Source organism: Streptomyces sp. NPDC001728 (assembly GCF_040297565.1).
GTDB lineage: Bacteria > Actinomycetota > Actinomycetes > Streptomycetales > Streptomycetaceae > Streptomyces.
In genome coordinates this window covers 1-24,596 of sequence record NZ_JBEOZK010000019.1, presented here as the reverse complement: position 1 = coordinate 24,596, position 24,596 = coordinate 1, and the positions used below count along the sequence as shown (strand labels likewise).

The 24,596-nt window shown below is 68.3% G+C and carries 18 protein-coding genes; 6 read left to right on the top strand and 12 right to left on the bottom strand.

What is annotated here, in order from left to right:
• Nucleotides 1-49 precede the first annotated feature (49 nt).
• The 9 genes from ABT154_RS25240 to ABT154_RS25200 form a co-directional block, all read right to left on the bottom strand.
• Entirely contained in the window at nucleotides 50-877 is an 828-nt protein-coding gene (locus tag ABT154_RS25240) for a hypothetical protein (protein ID WP_351859306.1), read from the bottom strand.
• 133 nt (nucleotides 878-1,010) lie between these two features.
• Nucleotides 1,011-1,709, bottom strand: a complete 699-nt coding sequence (locus ABT154_RS25235) for a hypothetical protein (protein WP_351859304.1) — start codon at nucleotides 1,707-1,709, stop codon at nucleotides 1,011-1,013.
• A gap of 20 nt (nucleotides 1,710-1,729) precedes the next feature.
• Nucleotides 1,730-3,235 carry a putative type IV secretion/conjugal transfer ATPase gene (locus tag ABT154_RS25230; protein ID WP_351859302.1) on the bottom strand — a complete coding sequence of 502 codons (1,506 nt, stop codon included), beginning with the start codon at nucleotides 3,233-3,235 and terminating at the stop codon, nucleotides 1,730-1,732.
• 28 nt (nucleotides 3,236-3,263) lie between these two features.
• Nucleotides 3,264-3,716 (bottom strand): DUF6238 family protein, encoded by a 453-nt coding sequence (locus tag ABT154_RS25225; RefSeq protein WP_351859300.1) that lies wholly within the window; start codon nucleotides 3,714-3,716, stop codon nucleotides 3,264-3,266.
• 34 nt (nucleotides 3,717-3,750) lie between these two features.
• Nucleotides 3,751-5,217, bottom strand: coding sequence for an SCO6880 family protein (locus ABT154_RS25220; RefSeq protein ID WP_351859298.1), 1,467 nt, complete (start codon nucleotides 5,215-5,217; stop codon nucleotides 3,751-3,753).
• Between the two features lie 131 nt (nucleotides 5,218-5,348).
• Nucleotides 5,349-6,746, bottom strand: coding sequence for an SCO6881 family protein (locus ABT154_RS25215; protein ID WP_351859296.1), 1,398 nt, complete (start codon nucleotides 6,744-6,746; stop codon nucleotides 5,349-5,351).
• 27 nt (nucleotides 6,747-6,773) lie between these two features.
• Nucleotides 6,774-7,463, bottom strand: coding sequence for a hypothetical protein (locus ABT154_RS25210; RefSeq protein WP_351859294.1), 690 nt, complete (start codon nucleotides 7,461-7,463; stop codon nucleotides 6,774-6,776).
• Complete coding sequence (locus tag ABT154_RS25205) at nucleotides 7,463-7,771, bottom strand: DUF6112 family protein (protein ID WP_030195549.1); 309 nt, start codon at nucleotides 7,769-7,771, stop codon at nucleotides 7,463-7,465. The genes ABT154_RS25210 and ABT154_RS25205 overlap by 1 nt, the downstream gene beginning before the upstream one ends.
• An 87-nt stretch (nucleotides 7,772-7,858) precedes the next feature.
• Nucleotides 7,859-9,004: a C40 family peptidase gene (locus tag ABT154_RS25200; protein WP_351859292.1), complete on the bottom strand. Its 1,146-nt coding sequence runs from the start codon at nucleotides 9,002-9,004 to the stop codon at nucleotides 7,859-7,861.
• A gap of 577 nt (nucleotides 9,005-9,581) precedes the next feature.
• On the opposite strand from ABT154_RS25200, the gene ABT154_RS25195 reads away from it, so the two are divergent.
• Complete coding sequence (locus ABT154_RS25195; protein ID WP_351859290.1) at nucleotides 9,582-10,328, top strand: DNA-methyltransferase; 747 nt, start codon at nucleotides 9,582-9,584, stop codon at nucleotides 10,326-10,328.
• Between the two features lie 98 nt (nucleotides 10,329-10,426).
• Here ABT154_RS25195 and ABT154_RS25190 read toward each other — a convergent pair whose 3' ends face one another.
• From ABT154_RS25190 to ABT154_RS25180, 3 genes are all read right to left on the bottom strand, one after another.
• Entirely contained in the window at nucleotides 10,427-11,362 is a 936-nt protein-coding gene (locus tag ABT154_RS25190) for a DUF5655 domain-containing protein (protein WP_351859288.1), read from the bottom strand.
• 242 nt (nucleotides 11,363-11,604) lie between these two features.
• A complete protein-coding gene (locus ABT154_RS25185; RefSeq protein WP_351859286.1) occupies nucleotides 11,605-13,296 on the bottom strand; it encodes a DUF6119 family protein in 1,692 nt (563 codons plus the stop codon).
• A gap of 232 nt (nucleotides 13,297-13,528) precedes the next feature.
• Entirely contained in the window at nucleotides 13,529-14,101 is a 573-nt protein-coding gene (locus ABT154_RS25180; RefSeq protein WP_351859285.1) for a hypothetical protein, read from the bottom strand.
• 157 nt (nucleotides 14,102-14,258) lie between these two features.
• Between ABT154_RS25180 and ABT154_RS25175 the strand changes: the two genes are divergently transcribed.
• The 5 genes from ABT154_RS25175 to ABT154_RS25155 all read left to right on the top strand — a co-directional run bounded on the left by ABT154_RS25175 (nucleotide 14,259) and on the right by ABT154_RS25155 (nucleotide 24,260).
• Entirely contained in the window at nucleotides 14,259-15,992 is a 1,734-nt protein-coding gene (locus tag ABT154_RS25175) for an N-6 DNA methylase (RefSeq protein WP_351859283.1), read from the top strand.
• Complete coding sequence (locus ABT154_RS25170) at nucleotides 15,989-18,019, top strand: type I restriction-modification system subunit M (RefSeq protein ID WP_351859281.1); 2,031 nt, start codon at nucleotides 15,989-15,991, stop codon at nucleotides 18,017-18,019. Before ABT154_RS25175 ends, ABT154_RS25170 begins: the two co-directional genes overlap by 4 nt.
• Complete coding sequence (locus ABT154_RS25165; protein WP_351859279.1) at nucleotides 18,016-19,293, top strand: restriction endonuclease subunit S; 1,278 nt, start codon at nucleotides 18,016-18,018, stop codon at nucleotides 19,291-19,293. Before ABT154_RS25170 ends, ABT154_RS25165 begins: the two co-directional genes overlap by 4 nt.
• A gap of 11 nt (nucleotides 19,294-19,304) precedes the next feature.
• The gene (locus ABT154_RS25160; protein ID WP_351859277.1) at nucleotides 19,305-22,526 is read left to right on the top strand and encodes a type I restriction endonuclease subunit R; all 3,222 of its coding nucleotides are present in this window, start codon (nucleotides 19,305-19,307) and stop codon (nucleotides 22,524-22,526) included.
• 75 nt (nucleotides 22,527-22,601) lie between these two features.
• Nucleotides 22,602-24,260, top strand: a complete 1,659-nt coding sequence (locus tag ABT154_RS25155) for a protein kinase domain-containing protein (RefSeq protein ID WP_351859275.1) — start codon at nucleotides 22,602-22,604, stop codon at nucleotides 24,258-24,260.
• Nucleotides 24,261-24,596 lie beyond the last annotated feature (336 nt).

The following is a 24,596-nucleotide window of genomic DNA, read 5'->3' as shown; positions in this document are numbered from 1 at the left end:
ACGGTTCTGCTGGTGAGAGGCATACGGCGTACTCCGAGACGTGAGGAGATCAGCGACCAGGGGTGGTGGAGGGACGTGCGGGTGGAAGCACGGGACGTGGGGGAGGGGCCGTCGCAAGGCGCGTGCGGACCGTGCGCGGTCCGGCCGACGGCGAGGGCGCGAGAGCAGTGCTCACCCGTGGCTGAGCAGAGGCCGGCAGGGCGGTCCGGTCTATCGGACTTCGGCCCTTGGACGTGAGCAGGGCCGAGTCGCACAGGACGGTGAACCCCTCGTCCTGCAGCACGGTGAAAGCCCGGGTCACCGCCCGTCGTTGCTCGGTCGGATCGGTCATGGTCGTGGGCAGCCGGTGGTAGCGCTCCCCGTCGAATGAGACGGCGGCGATGAAACCCGCACGGTGGAGCACGGTGTCTGCGGCGTGCTCCTGCGAGGAGCGCTGCTGCTCGGGGCGTGGCGGCACGCCGAGCTGGTCCAGGCGTGTGTCGAGGGCGGCGAGCAGACTCGGGACGCTGCCGCCGTACCGGGCGTCAGGCCCGCCGGGTTCCGAGTCGTAGATCTCCTCGTACACCGAGGGCCCGGTGTCCCGGTGGCGGATCGCCGTCCAGCTCTCGGGGAACTCGGGGTCCTCGCTGGGCGGTTCCTGTGGCGGCGAGATGATCAGCGAACTGCCGTCGGGGAGGGCGGCGTGGACGATGTAGTCGCTCAGGCCGTACTCGACGGTGACCTCCAGGCCGCGTTGGCGGAGGGGAGTGGTGAGGTAGCCGTACCCGTGATCCTCTTTCGCCTCCTCGGGGACAACAGGCGAGGAAGAGGTGCTGGTCCACGCGGTGATATGTGGTCCCTCTCGCTCGAACGTGATCAGGGGGTTGTCCTGGTGCATGGGCTTTCTCCGTGGTGGGGTGTTCCAGCGGTCGGCGGTGCGGGCTGCGGGAACGCGGTGCCGGGCGGGCGGTGGTCCACGAGGATCTGGCGATCGGAAGGTTTGGTCCCGCCGGGACTCGGTGCTACGGGCGTCAGCGGGAGCGCCCCGGCACCGATGGGCCGGGTGCCGGTGGCGCCGGGGGAGCAGCGGGCAGGGGCCCGCGCCGGCCGGAGGCGGATCGGGCGAGGGCCACGCGCGCCTGTTCGGTCCGCGAGGACTGTTCGCGGTCCGCTCGGCCGACCAGGAAGTCGGCGGCCCGTACGAGGGCCGGGCCGCGGATGGACAGCTCGTCGGCGTAGTGCCAGCCGTCGGCGTTGCGGTCCTCCTCCGCCTCGCTCTCATAGAGCTTCCGCGAGCCGGGGAGCGAGGCGTCCATGAGAGCCATGATCTGATCCCACTCGCGCTGGAGCTGTCCCGCCCGTTCCAGGGTGGTGTCGATGCCGCGCAGCCGGCGTAGGTCTTCGCTGGCCGGCCCCTCGACGTAGTCGGCACCACGGGCGGCAGCGCGGACGCCGGCCAGGACCTCGGGACCGTGGGCGAGGAAGACCTCCACGTGTTTCCACGCCTCGGCGTCGCGTTTCACCTTGCCGTCCTCGTATCCCTGCTCGTCGACGGGCCAGCCGTCGCCGTCGCAGAAGGAGTCAGAGACCGCGTCCCAGGCGTCGGACGCCTGCCTGATCCCGGCGGCGGCGGAGGCCAGCGCCGGGATGTGCCTCCGCCACGCCAGGCGGTCGGTGGCCGCCGGCGGCCGATGCTCGGCCAGGCCGGGAGAACTGGGAGAAGCAGACATGATCGATCCTCCGGACAGGCTTATGCCGACATGCGGGCGTCGGTGTCGAACAGTTCGCGTTCGGCCGGGTGGAGGATGTGCTGCGTGATGAAGGACCGGCCGGCGACCTTCCACAGGCCCCGGCCCTTGGTCAGGGCGGACACCGCCTGGGTCTCGACGCCGGTCAGGCCGAGCAGGGAAGCGGCGGCGTCGAGCTGGTCGGGCTCCTGGCGGTAGATGATGCGGGTGGAGCAGTCGGCCAGGAGGCCCTCGGCCAGCACCCGGCCGCGCGAGCCGGCGTCGCCCGCCGAGAGCAGGTCGCTGAGCCGGTGGATGACCATCAAGTTCGCGATGCCCAGGCCCCGGGAGAGCTTCCACTGGCTCTGCATCCGTTCGAGCAGGCCGACGTGCCTCATCAGCCGCCACGCCTCGTCGTAGATCACCCAGCGCCGGCCGCCGGCGGGGTCGGCGAGGGCGGACTCCATCCACGCGCTCGCGCAGGTCATCGCAAGGACCAGGGCGGTGTCGTCTCCGGCACCGCCGAGGCGGGAGAGGTCGATGGACAGCATCGGCGCGCTCGGATCGAATGTCACCGTCGAGGGGGCATCGAACATGCCGCTCAGGTCGCCGTGCACCAGCCGGCGCAGGGCGTGCGCGAGGTCCTGGGCGGCCGACCCGAGGTGTCCGGCCGGGTGGCCGAGGGCCCGGTCGAGGCGTTCGGGCGAGCCGAGGGCGTGCGCGATCTCACCGAGCAGCGGCACCGTGCCCAGGGCGGCGGCCTCGGCGACGACCAGGTCGAGAGCGAGGTCGAGGGCGGTGTGCTCCATCGGCAGCAGGTCGCGCTTGAGGACGGTGCGCGCCAGGCCAGCCAGGAGCAGCAGGCGGCGCTTTCGGACCTCGGTCGCCCAGTCGTCCTCGCTGACGGAGGCGGGCCGGGCCGGGGCATCCAGCGGATTCAGCCGGCCCGGGAGGCCGGGGCCCAGGGCGATGCTGTAGCCGCCGAGGGCCTGCGCGACGCCGGTCCACTCGCCCTTCGGGTCGCAGGGGATGTAGATCCGGTAGCCGTGGGCGATCGACCGGGTGGCGATGGACTTCGCGAGCGCGGACTTGCCCATGCCGATAATCCCGGCGAGGACCGCGTTGGGGTTCGTGAAGCCCTCGATCCGGCCGCTGCTGTACAGCGAGAACGGATCGAAACAGAAGGCGGCTTCGGCGTGGACGTCGCGGCCGATGAAGATGCCCTCCGCCCCCAGGCCGCCCTCCGCCACGAAGGGGTAGGCCCCCGAAGCGGTGGCGGTGGTCATCCGGTGGGCGGGCAGGCGGAGCTTGCCGCCCCGGGCCGAGGCCGAACCGGGACGACCGGTCGGCGGGTAGGCCGGCCGCTGCTCCGGGTCGAGGGTTTCCTCGGCGCGGTGCTTGGGCGGTGTTCCGGCGAGGCGCGCCTGGCGGCGGGCCTCGGCGAATCCAGCTCGGGCGGCCCTCTGCTGGGCCCGTGAAGCGTTGTGCGGCACGTAGAGGGGAGAGGCGCTGGCGCGGGTACGGGGCATGAACGGTTTCTCCAGACAGGTGATGGGGTCAGCGGCGGACGAGACCGGTGAAAGGCGCGTGCAGCTCGGCCGGGGTGGTACGGCGACGGACCAGGTGCGCGGCGCGCTGATGGCGCTGGCAGATGGTCAGCTGCGGTGCCCCTTCGGGCAGGCCGGCCTGGCACGCCTCGGGTTCGGGCACCTCGCCGGAGTCCGGCCGGGGCGCCGCGTGGTAGGCGGCGTGGACGCGGTCGGCGGCCTGCCAGATCCGGGTGCGGGCGGCGCGAAGCTGGTCGCCTTCGATCGGCACGAGCTGACCGGTACGGGCGGCATGGGCGTCGAGCAGCCCGTGCACCGAGACGAGATGCGCGTGCAGAGCGTCCAGCTCGGCCCGGCTGGTGACGAGCGGGCCGCCGGGGAGGTTGAGCGCGCGGTGGAAGTCGAGCGCGGCGGTGGCGAAGGGCACGAAGTCCTGCGCGGTCAGGCTGGCGGTGCGGGACATGGGGTGCTCTTTCGAAGGGAGGGAATGGCCGGCGTCAGGCGGAGAGCGCGAGCGGCAGGGCGGCGGCGGTGAACGCTTCGGCCTGCTGCCAGGTCAGCGGCCGGACGTCGAGCTGGGCGCCGACGGCGGCGGTCTCCACGACCGCGCAGGCGGAGCGGAGTTCGTCCTCGGAGTCGGCCGAGACGGTCAGCAGACCTGTCAGGGCGACATCGGCGTGGCCCGCGATGAGCTGGCGCTCGCGCGCCTTGATGTCCTGGTACTCGATCGAGTCCGCCTCGGAGTCGACCTGGCCGCGCCGGGCCCGCTCGGCGGCATCGGCGATCACGCTGGCCTTCTTGCGCTGGACGTCGCGCAGTGCGGCGTCCAGTCCCTTCGGCTCGTAGGAGAGCGACAGCGTGCGCCGGACGCCGCCGGTGAACAGGAGCTGGTGCAGGAAGCCGGCCGACGTTTCGGTCCTCGGCCAGTTATCCACCCAGTACGTGGCGTGGACGGCCGAGTCGGTCGCGATGTGGTCCGCCTTCTCGACGACCACGACGGGGCCGGCGGCTGCGGGCTCGGCCTCGGGACGGCCTGCGGTGGACCACCGGTCCAGCGCCGTGAGGGCCTTGGGGTCGTAGGCGGTGCGCACGACGGCGGCGATCTCGCGGGCGGTGAGCCAGCCGGTGGGGTTGAGCCCGGCGGTCCGCGCGGCCTGGTCGAAGGTGGAGGTCAGCTGCGCCAGGACGCTGAAGGAGCCGGTCAGGCCACCGCCGGCCTGGTTGATCAGCCGTCGCGCGGCCCTGATGTCCAGTGCCACCGCGACGTATGCCTCGTGGGGTGCCGCCGCCGGGCCCGCGCTCTGGATCAGCTCGCTGTAGATCGTGCCGGCCATGGGGGCGTGGGGTCGGCCGTGCTCTTCCCAGTAGCGGCGAAGCGCGTCGCCGGAGTCAGGGACGGTGCGCTCGATCACCTGGATGCGGGCGATCTGCCCGGTACGGGCCAGCGCGGCCAGGGCCCGTCCCCAGCCGTTGACGTTGGCCTGCTGGGTGCCCGGGTCGAGGAGCGCGTAGGCGCGGGAGGAGACCTTGACCACGGCGGTCAGCGTGCCGCTGTGGGGATCGTGGACCGCACCGTACCTACCGTCGGGGGCGGTGACCACGCGCAGGCTGGCGGCGGTGCCGGGAAGGTGGAGGAGCCCTTCGCGGGTCGGCCGACGGGAGGGCCGGGTGAGCCAGACGAGCTGGCCGCACATCCGGCGCAGGACGTACCGGGTGACGATCGGAGCCCAGTCGGCTAGGGCACGGCCACGGTGGCGGACGAAGACGAACAGGGCGATGACGGCCCACAGCGGGATGAGCTGGAGGGCGCCGACCACGCCGCGGGTGAGGACGATGGCGAGAAGGAGAAGGCCGGTGAGGCTTGCGACGATCAGCTGCGGGGCGGTCAGTCCGAGCAGGATGCCGCGCCTGCTGCGGTGGGGAAACTTCACGGTGGCTGTAGAGGCCTGGTGCTTGCCGGACATGGTGATTCCAGAGGGTGGGAGCGGGCGAAGGACGGGGCGCGCGGCGCTCTTCTGGAGGTCATGGGGGACTCCAATGTTGGTCGGTCAGGGTGGGGCGGGCCGTGGTGTACAGCCCGCCCCGGGTGTGACGGTCAGGAACCCGACGGCGGCTGGGTGGGGAACACCCAGTTCGTCGGCGTCGGAGAACCGGTGGCCGACGGTCCGGCGGGAGGCGGCGGCGCAGTCGCGGGGCCGGCAGGCGGCAGGGAGGTCATGCTGCCGCCCGGTGCCGACGCGCCGACGAGATAGTCGGAAGTGCCGGTGACGCCGTGGACGAGCGCCTCGGACCCTTCCGCTTCGTCCGCGCCGGGACGTGTGATCAGCGGTGGGATCCCGGGCCGCTGGATCAGGGCACGGCCCTTGTCGCCGGTCGCGTTCGGGTCCTCGCCATACCGGAAGCGGGTCTGCTGCTTGGGCGGACCGGCGTCGATGCCCTCCTTGCTGAGGTTGCCGCCGGCCGGGTGGATGCCGGAGGCGACGCCATCGGCGCCCGCACCGGGGACCTGGCTCGGCCCCTGGGGAGCGGGAGCGCCGGTGCCAGCCTGCATCGCCAGGGTGGCCGCGGTCTTCGCGGCCCCGGCGGCGACCGCCATGCCGGCGACGCTGGTGCGGTGCAGGTCGTCGTGGCCGCCGCCGTCGCTGGCCCAGTGGACGAACTTGTACGTCGCGTAGGGGCAGAGCAGCACGAGGACCATCACGACGATGCCCGCCATCGCGTCGGACAGGGCCGACATGCCGTCGCCGGCGTCGCTCTTGCCCATGGCGGAGACACCGATCAGGAAGACCACCGTCATCAACAGCTTGGAGACGACCAGGGTGGCGGTGGCCTCGATCCAGCCGCGCCGCCACCGCTTGGCGACCTCCCAGCCACCGCCGGCACCGGCGAACACGGCGAGCGAGACCATGATCAGGACGCCGACCTTGCGGGCGACCATGACGCCCCAGTACAAGAAGGCACCGATCGCGCACCCGAGGGCGACCAGGGCTGGGACACCCCAGCCGAGGCCGTACATCGCCCCCAACTCGTTGACCTTCACCACACGCCGGATCGCATCGTCGACGGAGGTATTGGCTGCTTGAAACAGTCCGTCGGAGAGAGCGTCGACCACGGTGATGGCGACAGAGGTGAAGGCAATGGCGGAGAAGCTGAAGAGGACGCCGGTCATGGTGCCGAACGCAGCCTGAGCAAGAGCGCGTTCATCGCGTCGCCAGGCCGCGGTCATGAGCTGGATGCAGAAGATGCCGACGGTCAGAGCGAGCCCGATGGGCAGCAGGAGCTCGTAGTTGTCCCGGAACCATCCGGCGTTGAGGTCGATGGCGGTCGTCTCGTTGACGGCCTTGGCGGCGAGATCGGCCGCGCTGGCCGCCAGTTCACCCATCGACTTCGCGATCCACGCGCCGATGCCGTCCGTGACGGTTCCGGCGGGATTGGTGGCGAAGTCGACGGCGCCGCACACCTTGTCCATCAGCGGGAAGTCACAGACTCCCATGGCGATACCTCCTTTCCTGAACGGGGATTAGGGCGCGACGGACGGCATGACGCCGACCAAGGCGCAGGGACGGTCGGGCCGGCACTGGACCGCGAGCGTGGTGGCACGGCTCTCCGCACCGCCGGCCGGCGAGCCCTTCCAGACGATCGACTGCTTGCCGGAGACCGTGACGGCGTAGACGTACGCCTGAGTGATCGCCCCCGGGTCTTCCTGAAGGGCCCGGGTAAACGCGTTCGGGAAGTGCCCCTCGTACACCTTGGCCGTGGCGAACTGGCCGTTGGCGGCCATCTCCTTCCACAGCACAGACGAGGGAACGACCTTGTCGACCGAGGCCGGATCGGCGTACTTCGCCTCCGTGGTCACCCACCCGCGCAGAGCCTTCCGCAGCTCGGGCTGCGAGTACGCACGGGTGTCGTAGGACCACAGCGCCGCTGCGGCTGCCTTCCCGAACGCGATCGGGTCATGGGTCTTCGGCGGGACCGGAAGAGCATGGGGACGGGTGTGCGGGGTGGACGACCCGGACGCCGAAGGGGCCGAAGAGGAGCCCGAGGGTGAAATCGGCGGTGGAGCAGGGGCTTCGGAAGGCCCCCTGCCATCGCGGGTGAGGTACGCGGCCAGGCCGGCGAGGACGACGAGCACCACCAGGACGACGGTGCCGAGCAGCGCCCGGCGGCGCACGCGAGACGCGCCGCCGGGGCGGGTGGAGTGCTGAGCCATCAGTGGACCTGCGTCCCCAGCGTGCTGAAGAAGGCCACCACGCCGTTCGCCGCACCGAGCAGAAGGGCCGCGCCGGCGCTCACCAGCACGCCCTTCTTGCCGTTGGCCTCCGCCTGGTGACCGCCCGAGTGGTGGCCCCAGGCCCACACGCCCGCGCTGACGGCGAGGGCGCCGACCACGGCGATGAGCCCGAAGAGGTTGATCGAGCCCATCACCTGCTTGAGGACGGACAGGCCCGGCAGACCGCCCTCGTTCGGCTTGATCCCGGGATCGTAGGCGAGCTGAATGACCTGGTCGGCGAGATACATAGAGAACTCCAGTTCGATTGCGCGCACGCCAAAGCCCACTGGGGCGAAGCGGCGGTACGAGGAAAGGGGAAGGGGGAGAAGCGCCGGTCAGACGACTCGGCGGGCCGCGAGAATCCGCAGCTTCCAGGAGGCGAGGGTCGTGATCCGGACCACGTCGCCGGGGCGCGGGGCGTGCACGATCAGGCCCTGCCCGATGGCCATCCCGACGTGCTCGGGTACGGCGGCCGTCCCCTCGGTGAAGAGCAGGTCACCCGGCTGAAGGGCATCCACCGACACCGCCTTGCCCTCCTTGACCTGCGTGTACGTCGTCCGCGTCAGTGTGACCCCGGCGGCCTTGTACGCCTGCTGCATCAGAGAGGAGCAGTCACACCGGCCCATCGCTTCCTTGCCGTGAGAGTCGGTGCAGCTCCCGCCCCACTGGTACGGCGTGCCGAGCTGGCCGAGCGCCCACCGGATTGCCGTCTGGACCTCTCGCGGAGCGTTGGCGGGGATCTTGTACTCGGCCGGCAGCGCACCGGGCGGGATGGTGCCGAAGTCGGTCCCGTCCCCCTCGGCACTGCAACCGCCCGCGCTACCGGGCGCAGGACTACCGGCGTCGGCCGAGCCGGACGGCGAAGGGTCCGGTGACGCGCTACCGGCCTTCGGCAGCAGGGGCTCGATCGCCTTCTGCAGAGCGGTGGCCAGGGGCTCCCACTTGGCGTACGCCTCCGGGAAGCCCGACCGCTGCACGGCCTGGGCGGCCTGCGTGACGGACAGGGACTGCCAGCCCGAGACCTTCCGCAGCCCCTCGTAGAACTTGGTCGAGGCGTGCACCGGGTCGAGGATCTCGTTCGCCGTGCCCCAGCCCATCGACGGCCGCTGCTGGAAGAGCCCCAGCGAGTCGCGGTCGCCGTAGGTCAGGTTCCGCAGGCCGCTCTCCTGCAGGGCGGTCGCCAGGGCCACGACCTGCCCGCGGGCCGGGATGTTCATCGCGACACCGGTGGCCTGGATCGTCTTGGCGTTGGGCACCTGCTCGGCCGGGTCATCCAGACCTGGCACGGAGACCGAGCCCTTGTCGCCGCCGTTCAGGATGGCCTTCACCTGGGTGGCGACGGCGGCGGTATCCACATCCTGTGCCCCGCCGGTCGTGCAGGAGGCCGAGGCGGTCCCGGCCCCAATAGCGAGAATCGGAACGGCCAGCAGTAGCGGAGCGGTTGCGCAGAGACCGACGACGCCCTTGGTGGTCTTCTTCATCGCCGCCACCGTTCACCGAGGCGGCGGTGCCGGCCGGGTGACGGCGTCGGCTCGGGGCGCGGATGTATCAGGACATGCTGCATCGCAGCGACTCCTCGCTGTTCGTAGGAGGCGTGGTGCCGACTTCTCGTGCAAAGCCGCCGGCACCGCGCCGATGTGCATCCGCCGCTCGGGCGGGCCCGGGTCAGAGGAGTTGGTAGCTCCCGGACGCCGGTCTCAGGTCACGCGCGGCAGCCAGCCGCGCTCGTAATCTCAGGCAGTACACCGGGGCTCCTGACGGTGCGGTAAGGAAGAGGAGGACGTGCCTCCGATACCGCTCGACTGAACGAGACAGCACGGATAAGCACAGGTCAGCGGGTGCGGAGCGAGGCTCCTGCCCGGTGACACGGCGAGACAGTAGACCGGGATTCCGGCCGCACCAAACGACTCCCGGACCGGGTTCTGCGGCACGGACCGCCTCGTTAGGTCCGGCCGGAAAGCACGGCTAACCTCCGGCACAACCCCGCCCCGGAAGAACGCCGTTGAGCGCTGCCCGGAGCGGTCCCAGCCCTGCCATGTCCTGAGAGAGGCCCTTCCTATGAGCTACACGCTGCACCGAGGCGACGCCCTAACCGTGCTGAAGTCCCTGCCGGACGAGAGCGTCAACGCCGTGATCACCGACCCGCCGTACAACTCCGGCGGCCGTACGAGCTCGGAACGCACCGGACGGACCGCGCGCGCCAAGTACGTCACCAGCAACAGCGCCCACGACCTTGCCAACTTCCCCGGCGAGAACCGCGACCAGCGCTCCTACCGCTCCTGGCTCACCGAACTGCTCACCGAGGCGTACCGGGCCTCGACCGAGCACGCGGTGGCCATGGTCTTCACCGACTGGCGCCAGGAACCGACAACGTCAGACGCCCTGCAGATGGCCGGCTGGACCTGGAGCGGCACCATCCCGTGGATCAAGCCCGCCAGCCGGCCCCGCAAGGGCGGACCGAAGCAGGACTCCGAGTTCATCATCTGGGGCGTCAAGGGCTCCCTCGACAACACCCGCGACCTCTACCTGCCCGGCCACTACATCGCCTCCCAGCCCCGCAAGGACCGGGTGCACATCACCCAGAAGCCCGTCGAGATCATGCGGCAGCTCGTACAGGTCTGCCCCGAGGGCGGCACCGTCCTCGACCCGTTCACCGGCAGCGGCTCCACGGGCGTCGCGGCCCTTCGCGAGGGACGTCGCTTCGTGGGCGTCGAGCTGTCCACGCACTACGCCGACGTGGCCGAGCAGCGGCTCCACGCCGAGCTGATCAAGGACTACTTCGACCTGGCCGGACCGGAGGCGTGACCATGAGAGCGGAGAGAGTCAGAGGCCGGCGGGCCGCAGACGCCGAAGGGCGGCTGGAGCATCGAATGACCGATGCACCAGCCGCCCTTCTCGTTGCGTCACGCCGCCTCGAACGCCCGCCGGATCAACGGCGCCGCCTTCTCCAGATCCGCCGCCGAGGCGAGACGTACCTCCAGGTCCCCGGTCCCCAGGTGCCCGACACCGCGCATATCCCGGGTGAAGCCCTCCTCCAGCACGACCGAGTCCGGATCGAGTCTGAGATAGACCAGGATCGCCTCGTGCTTCGGACGGAAGATCACCGATGCCACGTTCACCAGCCGCCGGTAGGCGATGTAGTGCCGCAGCGGCGCCACCTCCACCTCGCCCCACGCCGTGAGCGCCTCGTCCAGCTCCGCGTACAGGTCCCGCAGGGACTCCGGCACGAGGCCGGCACCCGCCGGCGAAGGCGTCGCCGGGGCCGTCGGCGCGCTGTCGGCCACCGCGCCCCTCTCCCGGCTCCGCCGAGACGAAGCGGCGCTCGCTGAGCCGGGCGAGGAGTCGACGAGCAGCAGGCTCAGCAGGCCGCCCTCGAAGACCCGGTAGCGCACCAGGTCGATCCGCTCGGGCAGCCATTGCACGGCCACACGGTCGTGGTGGGAGAAGCCGGCCGCGATGCAGACCATCCGCGGACGGCGCCAGTCGATCGACTCGGCTGCCTCCGCGCCCAGCACCTTCCGGACGAGCGCCTCGAACTCGTGCTGCGCCGAACGCAGCCAGGACAGGTACGAGACCGCCTGCGACAGCACCCCGCTGTCGGAGCCCTTCTTGAACTCGATCACGACCGGGCTGCCGTTCTCGTCCAGCCCCAGCGTGTCGATCCGCCCCCGGTGCCACGGACCAGTCGCGTACTCCGACGCCACGAACCGGATGCCGAGCATCTGCTCCAGCCCGGCCTCGACCCGCCGCTGCAGCTCTACCTCCAGCGCCACCGTCGAACCGGACAGCTCGACATCCCGCCCGTCCGCGTCCCGCCGGAACAACATCAGCTCGGCCATCAGCGTCCCCTCCGTGATCACTACATGAGGAGCAATCGAAACCGGCCTGCGGGTATTCCATTGGATACCTGCGCCTCATGCCTCGTCGGGCTCCGCTCGCTGCTTCTCAGCCAACGTGGACGCCTCGGGATCGTTCAGGGAAGATGATCAGCCGCGTGGGGCTTGTCAGACTCGGACAGGTGTTGGACGCGTCACGGCGCTCGCGAAGTGGATATGGGAAGTCACCTCGCGGCAGCGTGTGCTCAGCGTCGGATGGCGACGACCTCGACCTCTGCGTTCATCGCGCGCAGGCGACGTGCCGACTGGAGGAGGGAGACCTGGGCGAAGGCGAAGAGGGAGTCGACGGTGATCTCCTTTCCGTCCTTGAGGAGGACGGCGAGCACAACCTTCAGCGTGCCGAAGTCGCTCAGGAGACGGTGGTCGGGACTACGGTCCGCAACCTGTCTCAGGAAGGCACTGCGGATAGCTTCGTCGCTGCGCAGGGTTTCGACGGCGGTGACCGCCTGGGCGAAGAGGTGGTTCAGCGGCGCGGTGCCGTCGCTGCTGGCGGCCTTCTTGACGCAGATCAGCTGGTTGTCCGGGCCGAGGACATCGCAGACCTCCAGTCCGCCACCGTTGAACTTGTCCGTGACGATGTTCTTCTTGTCGAAGAGGAGGTAGCCCTCCTGGCCTGCCGCCTGCTTGTTGTACCAGTCCTCATCGTGAGAGTCCCGCCCTTTGGTGTTCCGTACTCCCTTCGGCCAGGCGGGCAGCTGGACACTGGACGACTTGCCCAGCAGCTCCCGGAGTTCTTCCTCCAACGTCTCGAGGAATCCGGCTCCCACCTCGTACCACTTTCCGTGGCCGTAGAAGTACCGCACCGTTCCCACGGGGACGTCCGCGATGAGCCACTCCTTGCCGGTGGTCGCGGCGCTGGCCGGCGTTTTCAAGTCGTCGTCGCTGAACAGGACGACCCGGACCTGACCAAGCGCCTTGAGGCGCTCGCCCTCGGTCTTGTCCGAGACGAACTCGAGGAGGACAGGAAGGTCCAGGTTGGTGACGTCGATGCTGCGGCTACCCGAGCTGATCCTGAACGCCTGGGCGGAGCCGAAGCCCTCCTGGCAGCTCTCCGGAACTCCTAGCGTGAGCCGCGGGTGACTCGGGTCGGCGAGCATCCGCTCAAGGATTGCCTGGGCGTCTACCGCCTTGCGGCTGCGGTTGTCGAGCGTGCGGAGCCGATCGACGAAGCCCAGTTCGGGCAGCGGATCCTGGCGCGAGCAGACTTCCTCTATCGCGCGCAGGTCGTTGAGGAATTCCTCCGGGGTGGTGGCCAACGGCAGCTTGATGGTCGACTCGGAGCACTCGACTCGAACATGCTTGGAGGTACCAGAGGGCAGTGAGGTCAACGGGATGCCGCTGACCGTTCCACAGATGCGGCGGACGACTGCGCCGAACCGGTCGAGCCCGAAGCCGTCGATACGCTCCCCCCGGGCGACGGAGTACTCGTCGACACGCCCTCGTCCGTCCATAATCTGGTTGCGTACCTTGATGATGCCGTCCTCGTCGAGGCAGCGAGTGGCGAACTCCAGGCCGAACTCATCATCACGGTAGTACGGATCCAGCATGTGCTGGCCGACCCCGTAACTCAGGGCGTACAGGCCGCGCTCGGTGCGCATCAGCAACAGGCCCGCAGCAGAGTGATTCCGTTCGTTGACCTCCAGGCCGGTGATCCGTTCGACGGCCGGGCACCAGTCGGCACGCTCCCGGGGGATTCCCCCGTTCACCAGCAGGCCGGTGACTCCCTCCCGAGCGAACTCGCGGACTTGGTACCCGGGTCTGTCGAGATAGTGCGGGCGCACGAGGGCGCGGAGTTCGACCTCACCGCCGCCGGGAACGGCGAGCCGGTGCAGCGTGGACTTGCGGGTACCGGTCTTGCTCTTCTTTGTGACATCCACGTCGTGCTCCTTCGAGTCGCGGTGCTGGTAAGAACGCCGTCAGGAGTTGCAATCGGTGATGATCTTCGGGTAGGTGCCTGCCTCGCCCCCACGCGTTGGACTGAGACGGCCTCTGGTTGACGGGGTTTCGAGTGCGGCCCGCTCATCCGACGTGCCGAAGCGGCAGGAGAACGGGAGGAAAGTGGGGCCCAATGCGCACCGCCTCGATCCCTCCGTCCATGAAACTGTGCAGCTATTGGTCGAGGGATGCCCAGATGTCGAAAGCCCTCTGGGCTTCTGTGGACAACTCCGTGAGCTTGGGGAACTCGTCGTCGATCATCTCCCAGTCGCAGATCGAGCAGGCATCGACGAGTGCCGTCCAAGCGATGACAAAGTGGTCGAGGGAGTGGCGGATGCGCTCTTGATAGGCGAGCACATGTCGAACCTGGCGCTGGTAGCGCTTGGCTTCGGTTTTGGCCTGATCTGCGGGCATTCGCCGCACGAACGGTGACGGAATGGGCTGGGGTCCGCGGTCCGGATTGAGGATTCCGGTGCCACGGTGGTGCAGTTCCGTGGTCTGGAGGATCAAGCTCTCGAAGTCGCTCTTGCTGGCGGTTGAGGCTGCTCGCGTGAAGTCATCCATGATCCAGGCCCAGTCGGCCGCACGCCGCGGTTCCGACCCGTGCCACGGCGTCGTGCGCGCGTGGAGAGCCCGCGCCTCATCGCCGGTCCTGCGCAGTCGAAAGACCAGATGTTCCCAGTCGCGGTAGAGGGTATCGATGCTCTCGCGGTCGTCCTCTTCGTCGTACGCGTGATCAGCGGTCATGATCGATTCCCCTCACTCGGCCCCCGTGAAGCCTGCTGGGGGATGTGGCGCGGGCGTCCACATCGTCGGCGCCTGATGGCGAAGTCAACATTATTCAGTTGGCGGTGTCAACGCGATGTAACTCCGACACGCGGCGTTCCTGGTGTACGGTTGCCTCATGACCGCAGAAGACGAGGTGCCTGGTGCCGCGGTGACCGCTGCGGAGATCGCGCGATTGGCTGGCGTGACGCGCGCCGCGGTATCTAACTGGCGGAGGCGCCGTTCGGACTTTCCCGCGCCCGTCGGCGGCACCCCGGCGAGTCCGCTGTTCTCGCTCGCCGAGGTACGGCAGTGGCTGGAAGGGCAGCGTGAAGGGCGAGAGGTCAGTGAGGAGGTTCGGCTCTGGCAGGCGCTGCGTGGCGCCTACGGTGAGGAAATGGTCAGGGCGCTGGCTGCTGTCGGGGACCATCTCCGGGGCGATGCGGAAGAGCTGACCGACCAGGCCGCTCGCAAGGCGGTGGACGGGCTGGTAGGCGATCGGATGCCCACCGCGGTGATGGACGCTCTGGTCGCCCGGCTGCTGGAGTCCACCGCGCGCGCAGCGTTGGACGGGGCCTCGACATTGCGGCTGGCTCGCGCGGTCCGAGAATTCGCTGGTGAGACCTCAGGCACCGTCTTCGACCCCGCGTGCGGCATCGGCTCGCTCCTCGTTGCGGTGGGCGGCGGTGCGGTCCAGCGCCGGCTGGGGCAGGACACACACGCAGATGCGACCCGCGTAGCGCAGGTGCGTGCGGCCTTGGCCGCCAACGGTCCGACGGCGGCGGTTCAGGTCGTGGCGGGCGACTCGTTGCGGGCTGACGCGTTCCCCGATCTCCGTGCAGACCTGGTCGTGTGCGAGCCGCCGACGGCCGTGGCCGACTGGGGCCGGGAGGAATTGCTCATCGATCCGCGCTGGGAGGCGGGTGTGCCCTCGCGCGGGGAGAGCGAACTCGCCTGGCTTCAGCATTGCTACCACCACACGGCACCCGGCGGGCGAGCCGTGGTGGTTCTGCCGGCATCGGTCGCCCATCGTCGCTCCGGTCGCAGAATCCGTGCGGAGTTGGTGCGTCGCGGCTGCGTCACCGCAGTGGTGGCTCTACCGCCCGGCCTTGCTGCCAGTCACGCACTTCCGCTACACCTGTGGCTGCTGAGCCGTCCCTCCGTCCCTGGGCGGGCGGCGGGGACCGTACGCATGGTGGATCTCAGCGCCAATAGCCCGGACGGACCGTGGGACCCTCAGCCGCACCAGGAGACGGAGGTGCAGCTGATCGATCTGCTGGACAACGAGGTGGACCTCACGCCCAGCCGCTACGTACGCGAGCCGGAACCCGACTACGCGGTGGAGTACGCCAAGCTGCGCGAGGATCTCGACACACGCCTGAGTCGCCTGCGGGCGCTGCTTCCCGAGCTGCCACCGCGTGGCAGGGCCGACGGACTGGACGATGGCGTCCCGATCGCGGTGAGCGATTTGCTGGCCGCAGGCCTGGTCAGCCTGGATGGTGACGAGCTCATCTCTGTCGGCGACCAGTTGGACCCCGACTATGTGCGCGGATTTGCCAGTAGCGCGGCGAACACCCGTCGTAGCACGTCCTCCTCGGGTACGTTCCGAGCGGACCTGCAGGCGGCGCGCCTACCCCGCATGGACGTTGAGCGACAGCGCCGCTACGGCGACGCCTTTCGCTCGTTGGGTGCGTTCGAGCATGAACTTGCCGAACTCGCCAGCATGGGCGACCGGGCTGCGCGGCTCGCCCGCGACGGCCTCACCGGCGGCGCACTTGATCCGCCACCGACCCGTGACGGCGGCAACGCCGAACACCAGAGCACGACGACCGACGGAGACGCCGCAGTGGGGCGAGAGGACAGGACGCTTTGAGCAAGAACCAGGAACTGGCCGACTTCATCTGGTCGGTGGCCGATCTGCTGCGCGGCGACTATAAGCGCTCGGAGTACGGAAAGGTCATCCTGCCGCTGACGGTGCTGCGCAGGCTGGACTGCGTCATGGCCCCGACCCGCCAGGCAGTGTGGGACCGGGCGGCCTCTTACACCGGGGAGAACAAGGACGGACTGCTGTTGGCAGCCTCCAAGCTCAAGTTCTACAACCTTTCCGAGCAGACCTTCGACACGATCAGCAGCGACGCGGCCAACGTGGCGAAGAACCTTAAGGACTACATCCGGGGATTCTCCTCGGAGGCCACCGAGATCATCAACCGCTACGAGTTCCACCTCCAGATCGACCGTCTGGACAACGCTGACCTGCTCTATCAGGTGGTGCGCAAGTTCGCCGGCCTGGATCTGAGCTTCAAAGCCGTGGACAACCACGACATGGGCTACGTCTTCGAAGAGCTGATCCGCAAGTTCGCCGATGCCTCCAATGAGACTGCCGGTGAGCACTTCACCCCGCGCGAGGTCATCGAGCTGATGGTCGAGCTGCTGCTCGCTCCGGACACCGAGCGGCTCCGGAAACCGGGACAGGTTGTCGATATCCTCGACCCGGCATGCGGCACCGGCGGCATGCTCTCGGCGGCTGAGGATCATATCCGCAAGCTGAACCCGGGCGTGCGCGTCAACCTGTTCGGACAGGAGCTGAACGCCGAGTCGTACGCGATCTGCCGCTCTGACATGCTGCTGAAGGGTCATACCGCCAAGAACATCCGCTTCGGCAACTCCTTCAGCCAGGACGGCCACGACGGCGAGACCTTCAACTACATGCTCGCCAACCCGCCCTTCGGCGTGGAGTGGAAGAAGGTCGAGAAGGTCGTACGCCAGGAGCACGAGGACCGGGGATTCGACGGCCGCTTCGGAGCCGGCCTGCCTCGGATTAACGACGGCTCGCTGCTGTTCCTGCAGCACATGATGAGCAAGATGCAGCCGCTCAAGAAGGACGAGGCGGGCGACGAGGTCGGCGGCACTCGCCTGGCCATCGTCTTCAACGGCTCCCCGCTGTTCACCGGTGGCGCGGGGTCGGGCGAGTCGGAGATCCGTCGGTGGATCATCGAGCATGATTACCTGGAGGCGATCGTCGCCCTCCCGGACCAGCTCTTCTACAACACCGGCATTTCCACGTACTTCTGGATCGTCACCAACCGCAAGCCCGCCGATCGCAAGGGCCGTGTGATCCTGCTTGACGCCCGCGATCAGTGGACCAAGATGCGTAAGTCCCTTGGTGAGAAGCGCAAGGAGATCACGCGGGCGCAGATCGGAAATATCTGTGCGATCTACCGCGATGCATTGAGCATCGTCGGTGACGAGGCCCATCCGGATCACGGGCGGGTGAAGGTCTTCGCCAACAAGGACTTCGGCTATCAGCGCATCACTGTGGACCGGCCGCTCAAGCTCCGCTTCGAGCTGACCGAGGACAGCCTTGCTCAGCTCGGCGTGTCTGCCGCCGTGAACAAGGCAGTCGGGGGCGAGGCAGCGGTCGAGCTGTTGTTGGCTGCGCTCAAGCCGCTGCTCGGGTCGCAGTGGTCGACCAAGGCTGAGGCGTGGGAAGCTCTACGTACCGCGATGGTGGCCAGCGGCGTGCTGTGGCCCTCCGTCGCGCCGTTCCAGAAGGCTTTGCGTGACGCCGTGGGTGTGACCGACCCGGAAGGTGAAGTCCAGCTCCTCAAGGGTAAGCCCGAGCCTGACCCTGATCTGCGGGACAACGAGAACGTACCGCTTGGTGAAGACATCGACGAGTACCTCACTCGCGAGGTGCTGCCTCACGTCCCAGACGCCTGGATCGCGGAGACCCGCAACCCGAAGACGAAGGAGACGGAGCGGTTCAAGCTGGGGTATGAGATCCCCTTCACCCGCCACTTCTACATCTATAAGCCGCCGAGGCCGCTCGCGGAGATCGATGCGGAGCTGAAGTCGCTGGAGGCCGAGATTCAGGCGCTGCTCGGGGAGGTGGCGGGATGAGTTGGGCGACCATCCCCCTGAAGCGAATTGCGGTGCTCACAGCAGGCGGCACGCCAGCTGTGGGAGAGCCGACCTACTGGTCTGACGGGGACGAAGGCCATGCGTGGGTGTCTATCAGCGACATGTCCTCGGTTGACAGCGTCACTACAACAACACGCCGGGTCTCCGATGCAGGGTTGGCTTCAGCGCGAATCGCGTTGGGTGATCCAGGGACGCTCCTCTTCAGCATGTATGCGAGCCTCGGTCACACAGCATGGCTCAGCAGCCCGGCCGCCTGGAATCAAGCTATCCTCGGACTGCGTTCAGACTCGACCACTGACGCCCGATTCCTGCGCTATAGCCTAGTTTCCCTTAGGTCGACGCTCTTGGAGCAGGCGCGAAGCAATACCCAATCAAATCTCAACGCTGAACAAGTGGGCAACCTTCCCATTCCGCGTCCACCACTGGACGTGCAACGCCGTGTCGCCGACTTTCTCGACGCCGAGACCAGCCTCATTGACGGAATGGTTGCCCTGCGTGAGCGGCAGATGGAACTGTTGATCGAAGCTGGGGTGTCGCGCGTGTTCGCGACCATTCGTGGAGAGCATGTCCTGGGGGACCGCAAGGATAGTGGGCTCCCTTGGCTCGGCAGTGTCCCCAAAGAGTGGCCGGTGGCAGCTGTTTCTCATCATTTCGATGTCGATCTCGGAAAAATGCTTAACCCGGAGCGCTCGCGAGGGGATCACCTGCGGCCGTATCTGCGGGTGGCGAACGTGCAGTGGGGGGAGATCAGCACGGAGGAACTGCTCCAGATGGATTTCCCGCCTGAGGATTGGAGGCGCTATGCGCTGCGGGCGGGTGATCTCCTGGTCTGTGAGGGAGGCAGCTGGCCCGGACGCGCGGCAATCTGGGATGGCTCTATTCCGGAGATCTATTACCAGAAGGCACTACACCGCCTGCGTCCGAGGGGGATTCATCTCACGCAGTGGCTCTACTACTGCTTGTTGGCTGCTGAGCGCATGAGTGTGTTCGCCGTCCAGGGAAACAGCAGCACCATGACTCACCTGACGCGAGAGCAACTGCGGCCCCAGCGTTTCCCATTCCCGGATATTGAAGTGCAGCGCAGCGCGGTTACCGAGCTTGATGCCGCCGCGGTCGCAGACGGGGAGCTAAAGCGAGCGTTGACCAAGCAGCTCACCCTTCTCGCTGAGCGCCGTCAGGCGCTGATCACCGCTGCCGTCACTGGTCAGCTCGACGTCACCACCGCTCGCCCCGCGCACGACCGCGACCTCTGAGGGGGATTCAGATGAATGACGCCCGCGTGTACACCGAGAAGGCATTCGAAAACGCCGTAGAAGCGGCGCTGCTGCGCAGCGGCTGGCAGCGCGGGCTGTCGAACACTTACAACCGCGCTCTTGGTATCGATACCTCCGAGCTGCACGAGTTCCTGCGTGCATCGCAGAAGGACGCGTGGCTGGCGCTCCAGGCCGCCTACGGCGAGGACGAAGAGCAGGCCATCGGCCGGTTCGCGAAGCGCGTGGCGCGGGAGATCGACTCCCGCGGACTCCTGGATGTGCTGCGCCGGGGTGTGAATGACCGGAACGTGAAGATCCAGCTTGCGTACTTCCGTCCCGCGCATACTCTCGCTGCTGATGCCTTGGCCGAGTACGACGCCAACCGGCTCGTCTTCGTACGCCAGTTCCACTACTCTGCCGCAGACCCGGCCGACACCCTCGACATGGCGTTCCTCCTCAATGGGCTGCCTGTTGCCTCGGTGGAGTTGAAGAACGAACTGACGGAGCAGACCGTCGAGGACGCCAAGCGGCAGTACCGCCGCGACCGCGACCCGAAGGAACTGTTCTTCGTCAAACGCAGCCTGGTGCACTTCGCGGTCGATCCGACGCTGGCTTTTCTGACGACCCGCCTGGCCGGCGACGCGACCCGCTTTCTCCCCTTCAACACCGGCTCCGGTGGCCCTGGCCAGATCGGCGGAGCGGGCAACGTCCCGGCCTCCACCGATGGGAAGTACCCCACCTCCTACCTCTTCGACGAGGTATGGGCCCGGGACAACTGGCTGGAGCTGCTGCAGCGGTTCCTGCACGTCGAGGACGCCGCCGCGAAGGCCGGCCGGGCGCCGTCGCACAAGCCGGGTAGCGCGCACACGCAGCCGTTGATCTTTCCGCGGTTCCACCAGTGGGACGCGGTGCGCAAGCTCATCGCGCATGCGGCCCGCCATGGGGCGGGGGAGAACTACCTGATCCAGCACTCTGCCGGCTCGGGCAAGTCCAACACTATTGCCTGGCTCGCGCACCACCTGTCCAGCCTGCACACCTCTCACGACCCTGGGCAGATCGCACCCGCTGCGCTCGCCTCCGGTCTGGGGGCGAACAAGCTGGTCTTCGACAAGGTCATCGTCATCACTGACCGGCGGGTACTGGACAAGCAGCTCCAGGACACCATCTACCAGTTCGACCACAAGGCCGGCGTGGTCGTGCGGATCGACGAGAACTCCCAGCAGCTCGCGGACGCGCTGACCGGGCCGACGGCCCGAATCGTGATCACCACGGTGCAGAAGTTCCCCTTCGTCCTGGACAAGGTCGCCGGGCTGGGAAGTCAGCGCTACGCCGTGATCATCGACGAGGCGCACTCCTCCCAGGGCGGCGAGAGCGCGGCGGCACTGAAGAAGGCGCTGGGACGTCTCGGCTCGGACGCCGTGGACGAGGACGGTGACCCGCTGACGGCCGCAGCGCTGGCACGCGGCAAGCAGCCGAACCTGTCCTTCTTCGCGTTCACGGCCACCCCCAAGGCGAAGACGATCGATCTCTTCGGCACCCCTAAAGCCAATCCCGGCTCGGGAGAGCAGGAGAAGGGACCGTTCCACGTCTACTCGATGCGGCAGGCCATCGAGGAGGGCTTCATCCTCGACGTGCTCGGGAACTACATCACTTACGCCACGTACTTCAAGCTCCAGGAGGCCGCCGCCGAGGAGGCGGAGCAGCAGGTGGATCCACGCAAGGCCCGCTCGCGATTGGTGAGGGCCGCGCTGATGTCGGAGGCGTCAATGGCCTCACGGGCGAAGATCATCGTCGACCACTTCCGGTCACACTCCAGCCCGCGCCTCGGCGGCCGGGCCAAGGCGATGGTGGTCACCTCCGGCCGTGACCACGCTGTACGGCTCTATCAGGCCATGCGGGCCTACATCGATCAGCGGGGCTTCACTGACTGTGGCACCCTGGTCGCGTTCTCCGGGGCGCTGACCCTCGACGGGATCGAGTACACCGAGGCCAAGCTCAACGGTTTCCCCGAACGTGAACTGCCGGCACGTTTCGGCTACACCCGCGCGGACGACCCAAACCCGCCCTCCGTGCCGAAGCCCGAGCACCGCATCCTCGTCGTCGCCGAGAAGTACCAGACCGGGTTCGACCAGCCGCTGCTGACCACCATGTACGTGGACAAGGTCCTGGTGAAGCTGGCCGCGGTGCAGACCCTTTCCCGGCTCAACCGCACCCACCGGCTCAAGACCACCGAGGACCTGTTCATCCTCGACTTCGCGAACCGGCCCGAGGATATCGAGCAGGCTTTCCAGCAGTACTACGAGGCGTCGGTCAGCGAGCCCACCGACCCCAACCTTTTGTTCGACCGCGAACGCGAGGTGATGGCCTACCAGCTCTTGGTGGAAGCCGAGATGGACGCCTTCGCCACCGCGTACTTCGCAGCCTTCCAGGGCGGCTCGGCCACCGACACCGCCATCATGAAGGCCCACGCCCGCCTCTACGGCTACCTGCAGCCGGCGCTGGACCGCTTCAACGCCCTCAACGCCACCGAACCGGACACCGCCGCCGAATTCCGCCGCGCCCTGGACTCCTACATCAAGGCGTACGGCTGGCTCTCCCACGTCATCGGATTCGAGAACCTCGAACTGGAACGGCTCTACCAGTACGGACGTTTCCTGCTGCGCCGCCTGCCCGCGCCCGCGCGCAGCGCCGGCGCCGATATAGGGACGGCCGCACCGAGTCACATGCGCATCGCTCAGACGGGCACCCCGGAGCTGCGCCTGGAGGCGGCGGGCGCGCAGGTACTGCCTGGCCTGGTACCCGAGGCGGCCGGAGCGGTGGCCGAGGCGGAGGAGATGTCGCTGGCCGAGGTGATCCAGTCCGTCAACGAGGAGTACGGGACCGGGCTGTCCACCACCGACCAGATCCTGCTCGGTCAGCTCGTTGTCGCCGTCAGCGAGGACCCCGAACTTCGGGCCATCGCTCTGCACCAGGACCAGGACGTCTTCGGCGGGGAACTGGAGAAGGACCTCGACCGGATCGTCATCGATCAGGCGGCGTCCAACGACGCCCTGATGGTCCGTTACTTTGACGACGCCGACGTCAACCGCCTGTTCAAGCAGGTCGCGACCCAGCAGGCGTACCAGCTCATTCGACGCCCGGTCCGACGTGAGGCCGAGCGCAGGGCCGCCGAGCAACGGGCCGCGGAGCTCAAGTCGTCCGGAAGCCGTCGGGCGGAGCCGCCGACCGCATAGCCTTGTGCTCTGCAGCACGTCACGCAAGGGCCAAACGGGGTGGTCACGCTCCGACCACACAGAGAGGGACCTCGCATGGTGCAGGGCGGCACGCCGAGCTTCGACGCCGGCGTACCGGCCCGCGTGATCGCGGGCCGGTACCGGCTGCACACGCCCATCGGCGCGGGTGGCATGGGCGAGGTCTGGCAGGCGTACGACGAGCGACTGGACCGCCGGGTCGCGGTCAAGATGATGCTGGCCGAGAGCCCGGTCCCGCCCGGCTTCCAAGGCGCGGCCTTCGAGGAGACCCTGCAGACCCGCCGCGCCCGATTCCTGCGCGAGGTCCAGATAACCGCCGGTATCGAGCACCTGGGTGTGCCGGCCGTCTACGACACCGGAACCGACGAGGCCAGTGGACGGCTGTTTGTCGTCATGCAGCTCCTGCAGGGACGGGAACTGCAGACGTTCGTCGACGAGAACGACTATGAAAGCGAGACGGTCCCCGTCTCCTGGGCTGCGGCTGTCGCCGCCCAGATTGCTTCCGTCCTGGACACCGTCCACCGCCATGACGTCGTTCACCGCGACATCAAGCCGTCCAATCTGATGCTCACCCCCGGAGGCGTCGTCAAGGTCCTCGACTTCGGCGTCGCCGCCCTGCGCGGAGTCGGCATCCTGCCCCGCCTCACCCAGGTCGGCATGACCGTGGGCACCCCGCCCTTTATGTCCCCCGAGCAGAGCCTTGCCAACGCCGTCGGTCCCGCCGCAGACGTCTACGCCCTCGCCTGCGTGCTCCACGAACTCCTCACCGGCAAGCCGCCGTTCACCCCTGACGACAGCCGCTCCCACATGTGGCACCACGTCCACACCCCGCCCCCGCCCATTCGCACCCTGCGCCCGGACGTGCCGGCCGACATCGAGAAGCTCCTGTTGGCGATGCTCACCAAGGAAGCCGAGCAGCGCATGGACGCGATGGCGGTCTACGACAGCCTTCTGCCCTTCGTCCATGCCTCCACCGGCTCCGCCGCCACGACCGACGAGGGCATCCTCGACCCCCGTCTGCCGTTCCTGCGCCCCTTCGGCGGCCGGGCACCCAGCCCCAGTGTCGCTTCCTCATACGCCCCCACGCTCGTCGTTCCCTCGCCACTCGCGCCCCCACCGGCAGCAGCCGCACCTCAGGGGTCGGCGCCGGCCCCCGCCGCGCTGACAGAGCAAGAGGCGGACATGGTCTCCGACCGCGCAGCGCGGCTCGCTCAGGATGGCCAGTTCACCCAGGCGGCCGACGCGCTCGCCGAGGCCATCGCGAGAGCCACTGACCCAGGGCTCAAAGAAGGCATGCAGTTCAGCCTCGCCCAGGTGAAGTTCCTGGCCGGAAGCCACCGCGAGGCCCTCGCGCTCTTCGAGCCGCTCGCCCACCACTACACCGACCGCTACGGAGAGCACGACGAGCAAGCCCAGCTGTGCTGGTACTACGCCGCGCAGTGCCGGATGGAACTCGGCGAGGCCACCGCCGCCATCCAAGCCTTCGACCGTGTCAGTGAGGCCACGCCCGCGCCCGACGACGAGGACGCCGTCAACCGCTACTTGGACGCCCTCGCACGATTGATGAGTCTGCATGCCGCGGCGGAAAGCCTCCCGCGGGCACTGCACGTAGGCGACCGGCTCCGATCGGAGACCTTCCGTCTACGGGGGAGTGAATGGCCTGGACTGGCGCAGATCGACACCTATCTCCGCCGCCTTCGCCAGGACATGGGCTGATCGGCGGTTACCTCTCCGGATCCATCGGCGCTGACGCGCGTGTCCGCCTCTATGGTCAGACCATCGGGCAACCGAGGTTTGTAATGATTGGATCCGATGTCCTCGCTGGACTGGACTCCATAAGAGGACGAGCGCGCGGAGCCAGGTCACGGCGGCGAGGCCCTCGGCGTCGCGCTTCCAGTACCGTGGCCGACTGGTGTCAGGTCAGGAACAACTCGACCTGTCTCACAAAGCTCATTTCGGCTCTAGCTTCGATCTGTCGTGACGGTCCGTCGGTTCTTTCGGTGGGTCGTTTCGGTTGTTCGGGTCGGTGGTGGCCAGGCTGATGGCCCGGCT

Bases quoted from the DNA above. Each gene is read 5' to 3' on its own strand.
- ABT154_RS25240 (WP_351859306.1), bottom strand. From the start codon at position 877: ATGCACCAGGACAACCCCCTGATCACGTTCGAGCGAGAGGGACCACAT.
- ABT154_RS25235 (WP_351859304.1), bottom strand. From the start codon at position 1,709: ATGTCTGCTTCTCCCAGTTCTCCCGGCCTGGCCGAGCATCGGCCGCCG.
- ABT154_RS25230 (WP_351859302.1), bottom strand. From the start codon at position 3,235: ATGCCCCGTACCCGCGCCAGCGCCTCTCCCCTCTACGTGCCGCACAAC.
- ABT154_RS25225 (WP_351859300.1), bottom strand. From the start codon at position 3,716: ATGTCCCGCACCGCCAGCCTGACCGCGCAGGACTTCGTGCCCTTCGCC.
- ABT154_RS25220 (WP_351859298.1), bottom strand. From the start codon at position 5,217: ATGTCCGGCAAGCACCAGGCCTCTACAGCCACCGTGAAGTTTCCCCAC.
- ABT154_RS25215 (WP_351859296.1), bottom strand. From the start codon at position 6,746: ATGGGAGTCTGTGACTTCCCGCTGATGGACAAGGTGTGCGGCGCCGTC.
- ABT154_RS25210 (WP_351859294.1), bottom strand. From the start codon at position 7,463: ATGGCTCAGCACTCCACCCGCCCCGGCGGCGCGTCTCGCGTGCGCCGC.
- ABT154_RS25205 (WP_030195549.1), bottom strand. From the start codon at position 7,771: ATGTATCTCGCCGACCAGGTCATTCAGCTCGCCTACGATCCCGGGATC.
- ABT154_RS25200 (WP_351859292.1), bottom strand. From the start codon at position 9,004: ATGAAGAAGACCACCAAGGGCGTCGTCGGTCTCTGCGCAACCGCTCCG.
- ABT154_RS25195 (WP_351859290.1), top strand. From the start codon at position 9,582: ATGAGCTACACGCTGCACCGAGGCGACGCCCTAACCGTGCTGAAGTCC.
- ABT154_RS25190 (WP_351859288.1), bottom strand. From the start codon at position 11,362: ATGGCCGAGCTGATGTTGTTCCGGCGGGACGCGGACGGGCGGGATGTC.
- ABT154_RS25180 (WP_351859285.1), bottom strand. From the start codon at position 14,101: ATGACCGCTGATCACGCGTACGACGAAGAGGACGACCGCGAGAGCATC.
- ABT154_RS25175 (WP_351859283.1), top strand. From the start codon at position 14,259: ATGACCGCAGAAGACGAGGTGCCTGGTGCCGCGGTGACCGCTGCGGAG.
- ABT154_RS25165 (WP_351859279.1), top strand. From the start codon at position 18,016: ATGAGTTGGGCGACCATCCCCCTGAAGCGAATTGCGGTGCTCACAGCA.
- ABT154_RS25160 (WP_351859277.1), top strand. From the start codon at position 19,305: ATGAATGACGCCCGCGTGTACACCGAGAAGGCATTCGAAAACGCCGTA.
- ABT154_RS25155 (WP_351859275.1), top strand. From the start codon at position 22,602: ATGGTGCAGGGCGGCACGCCGAGCTTCGACGCCGGCGTACCGGCCCGC.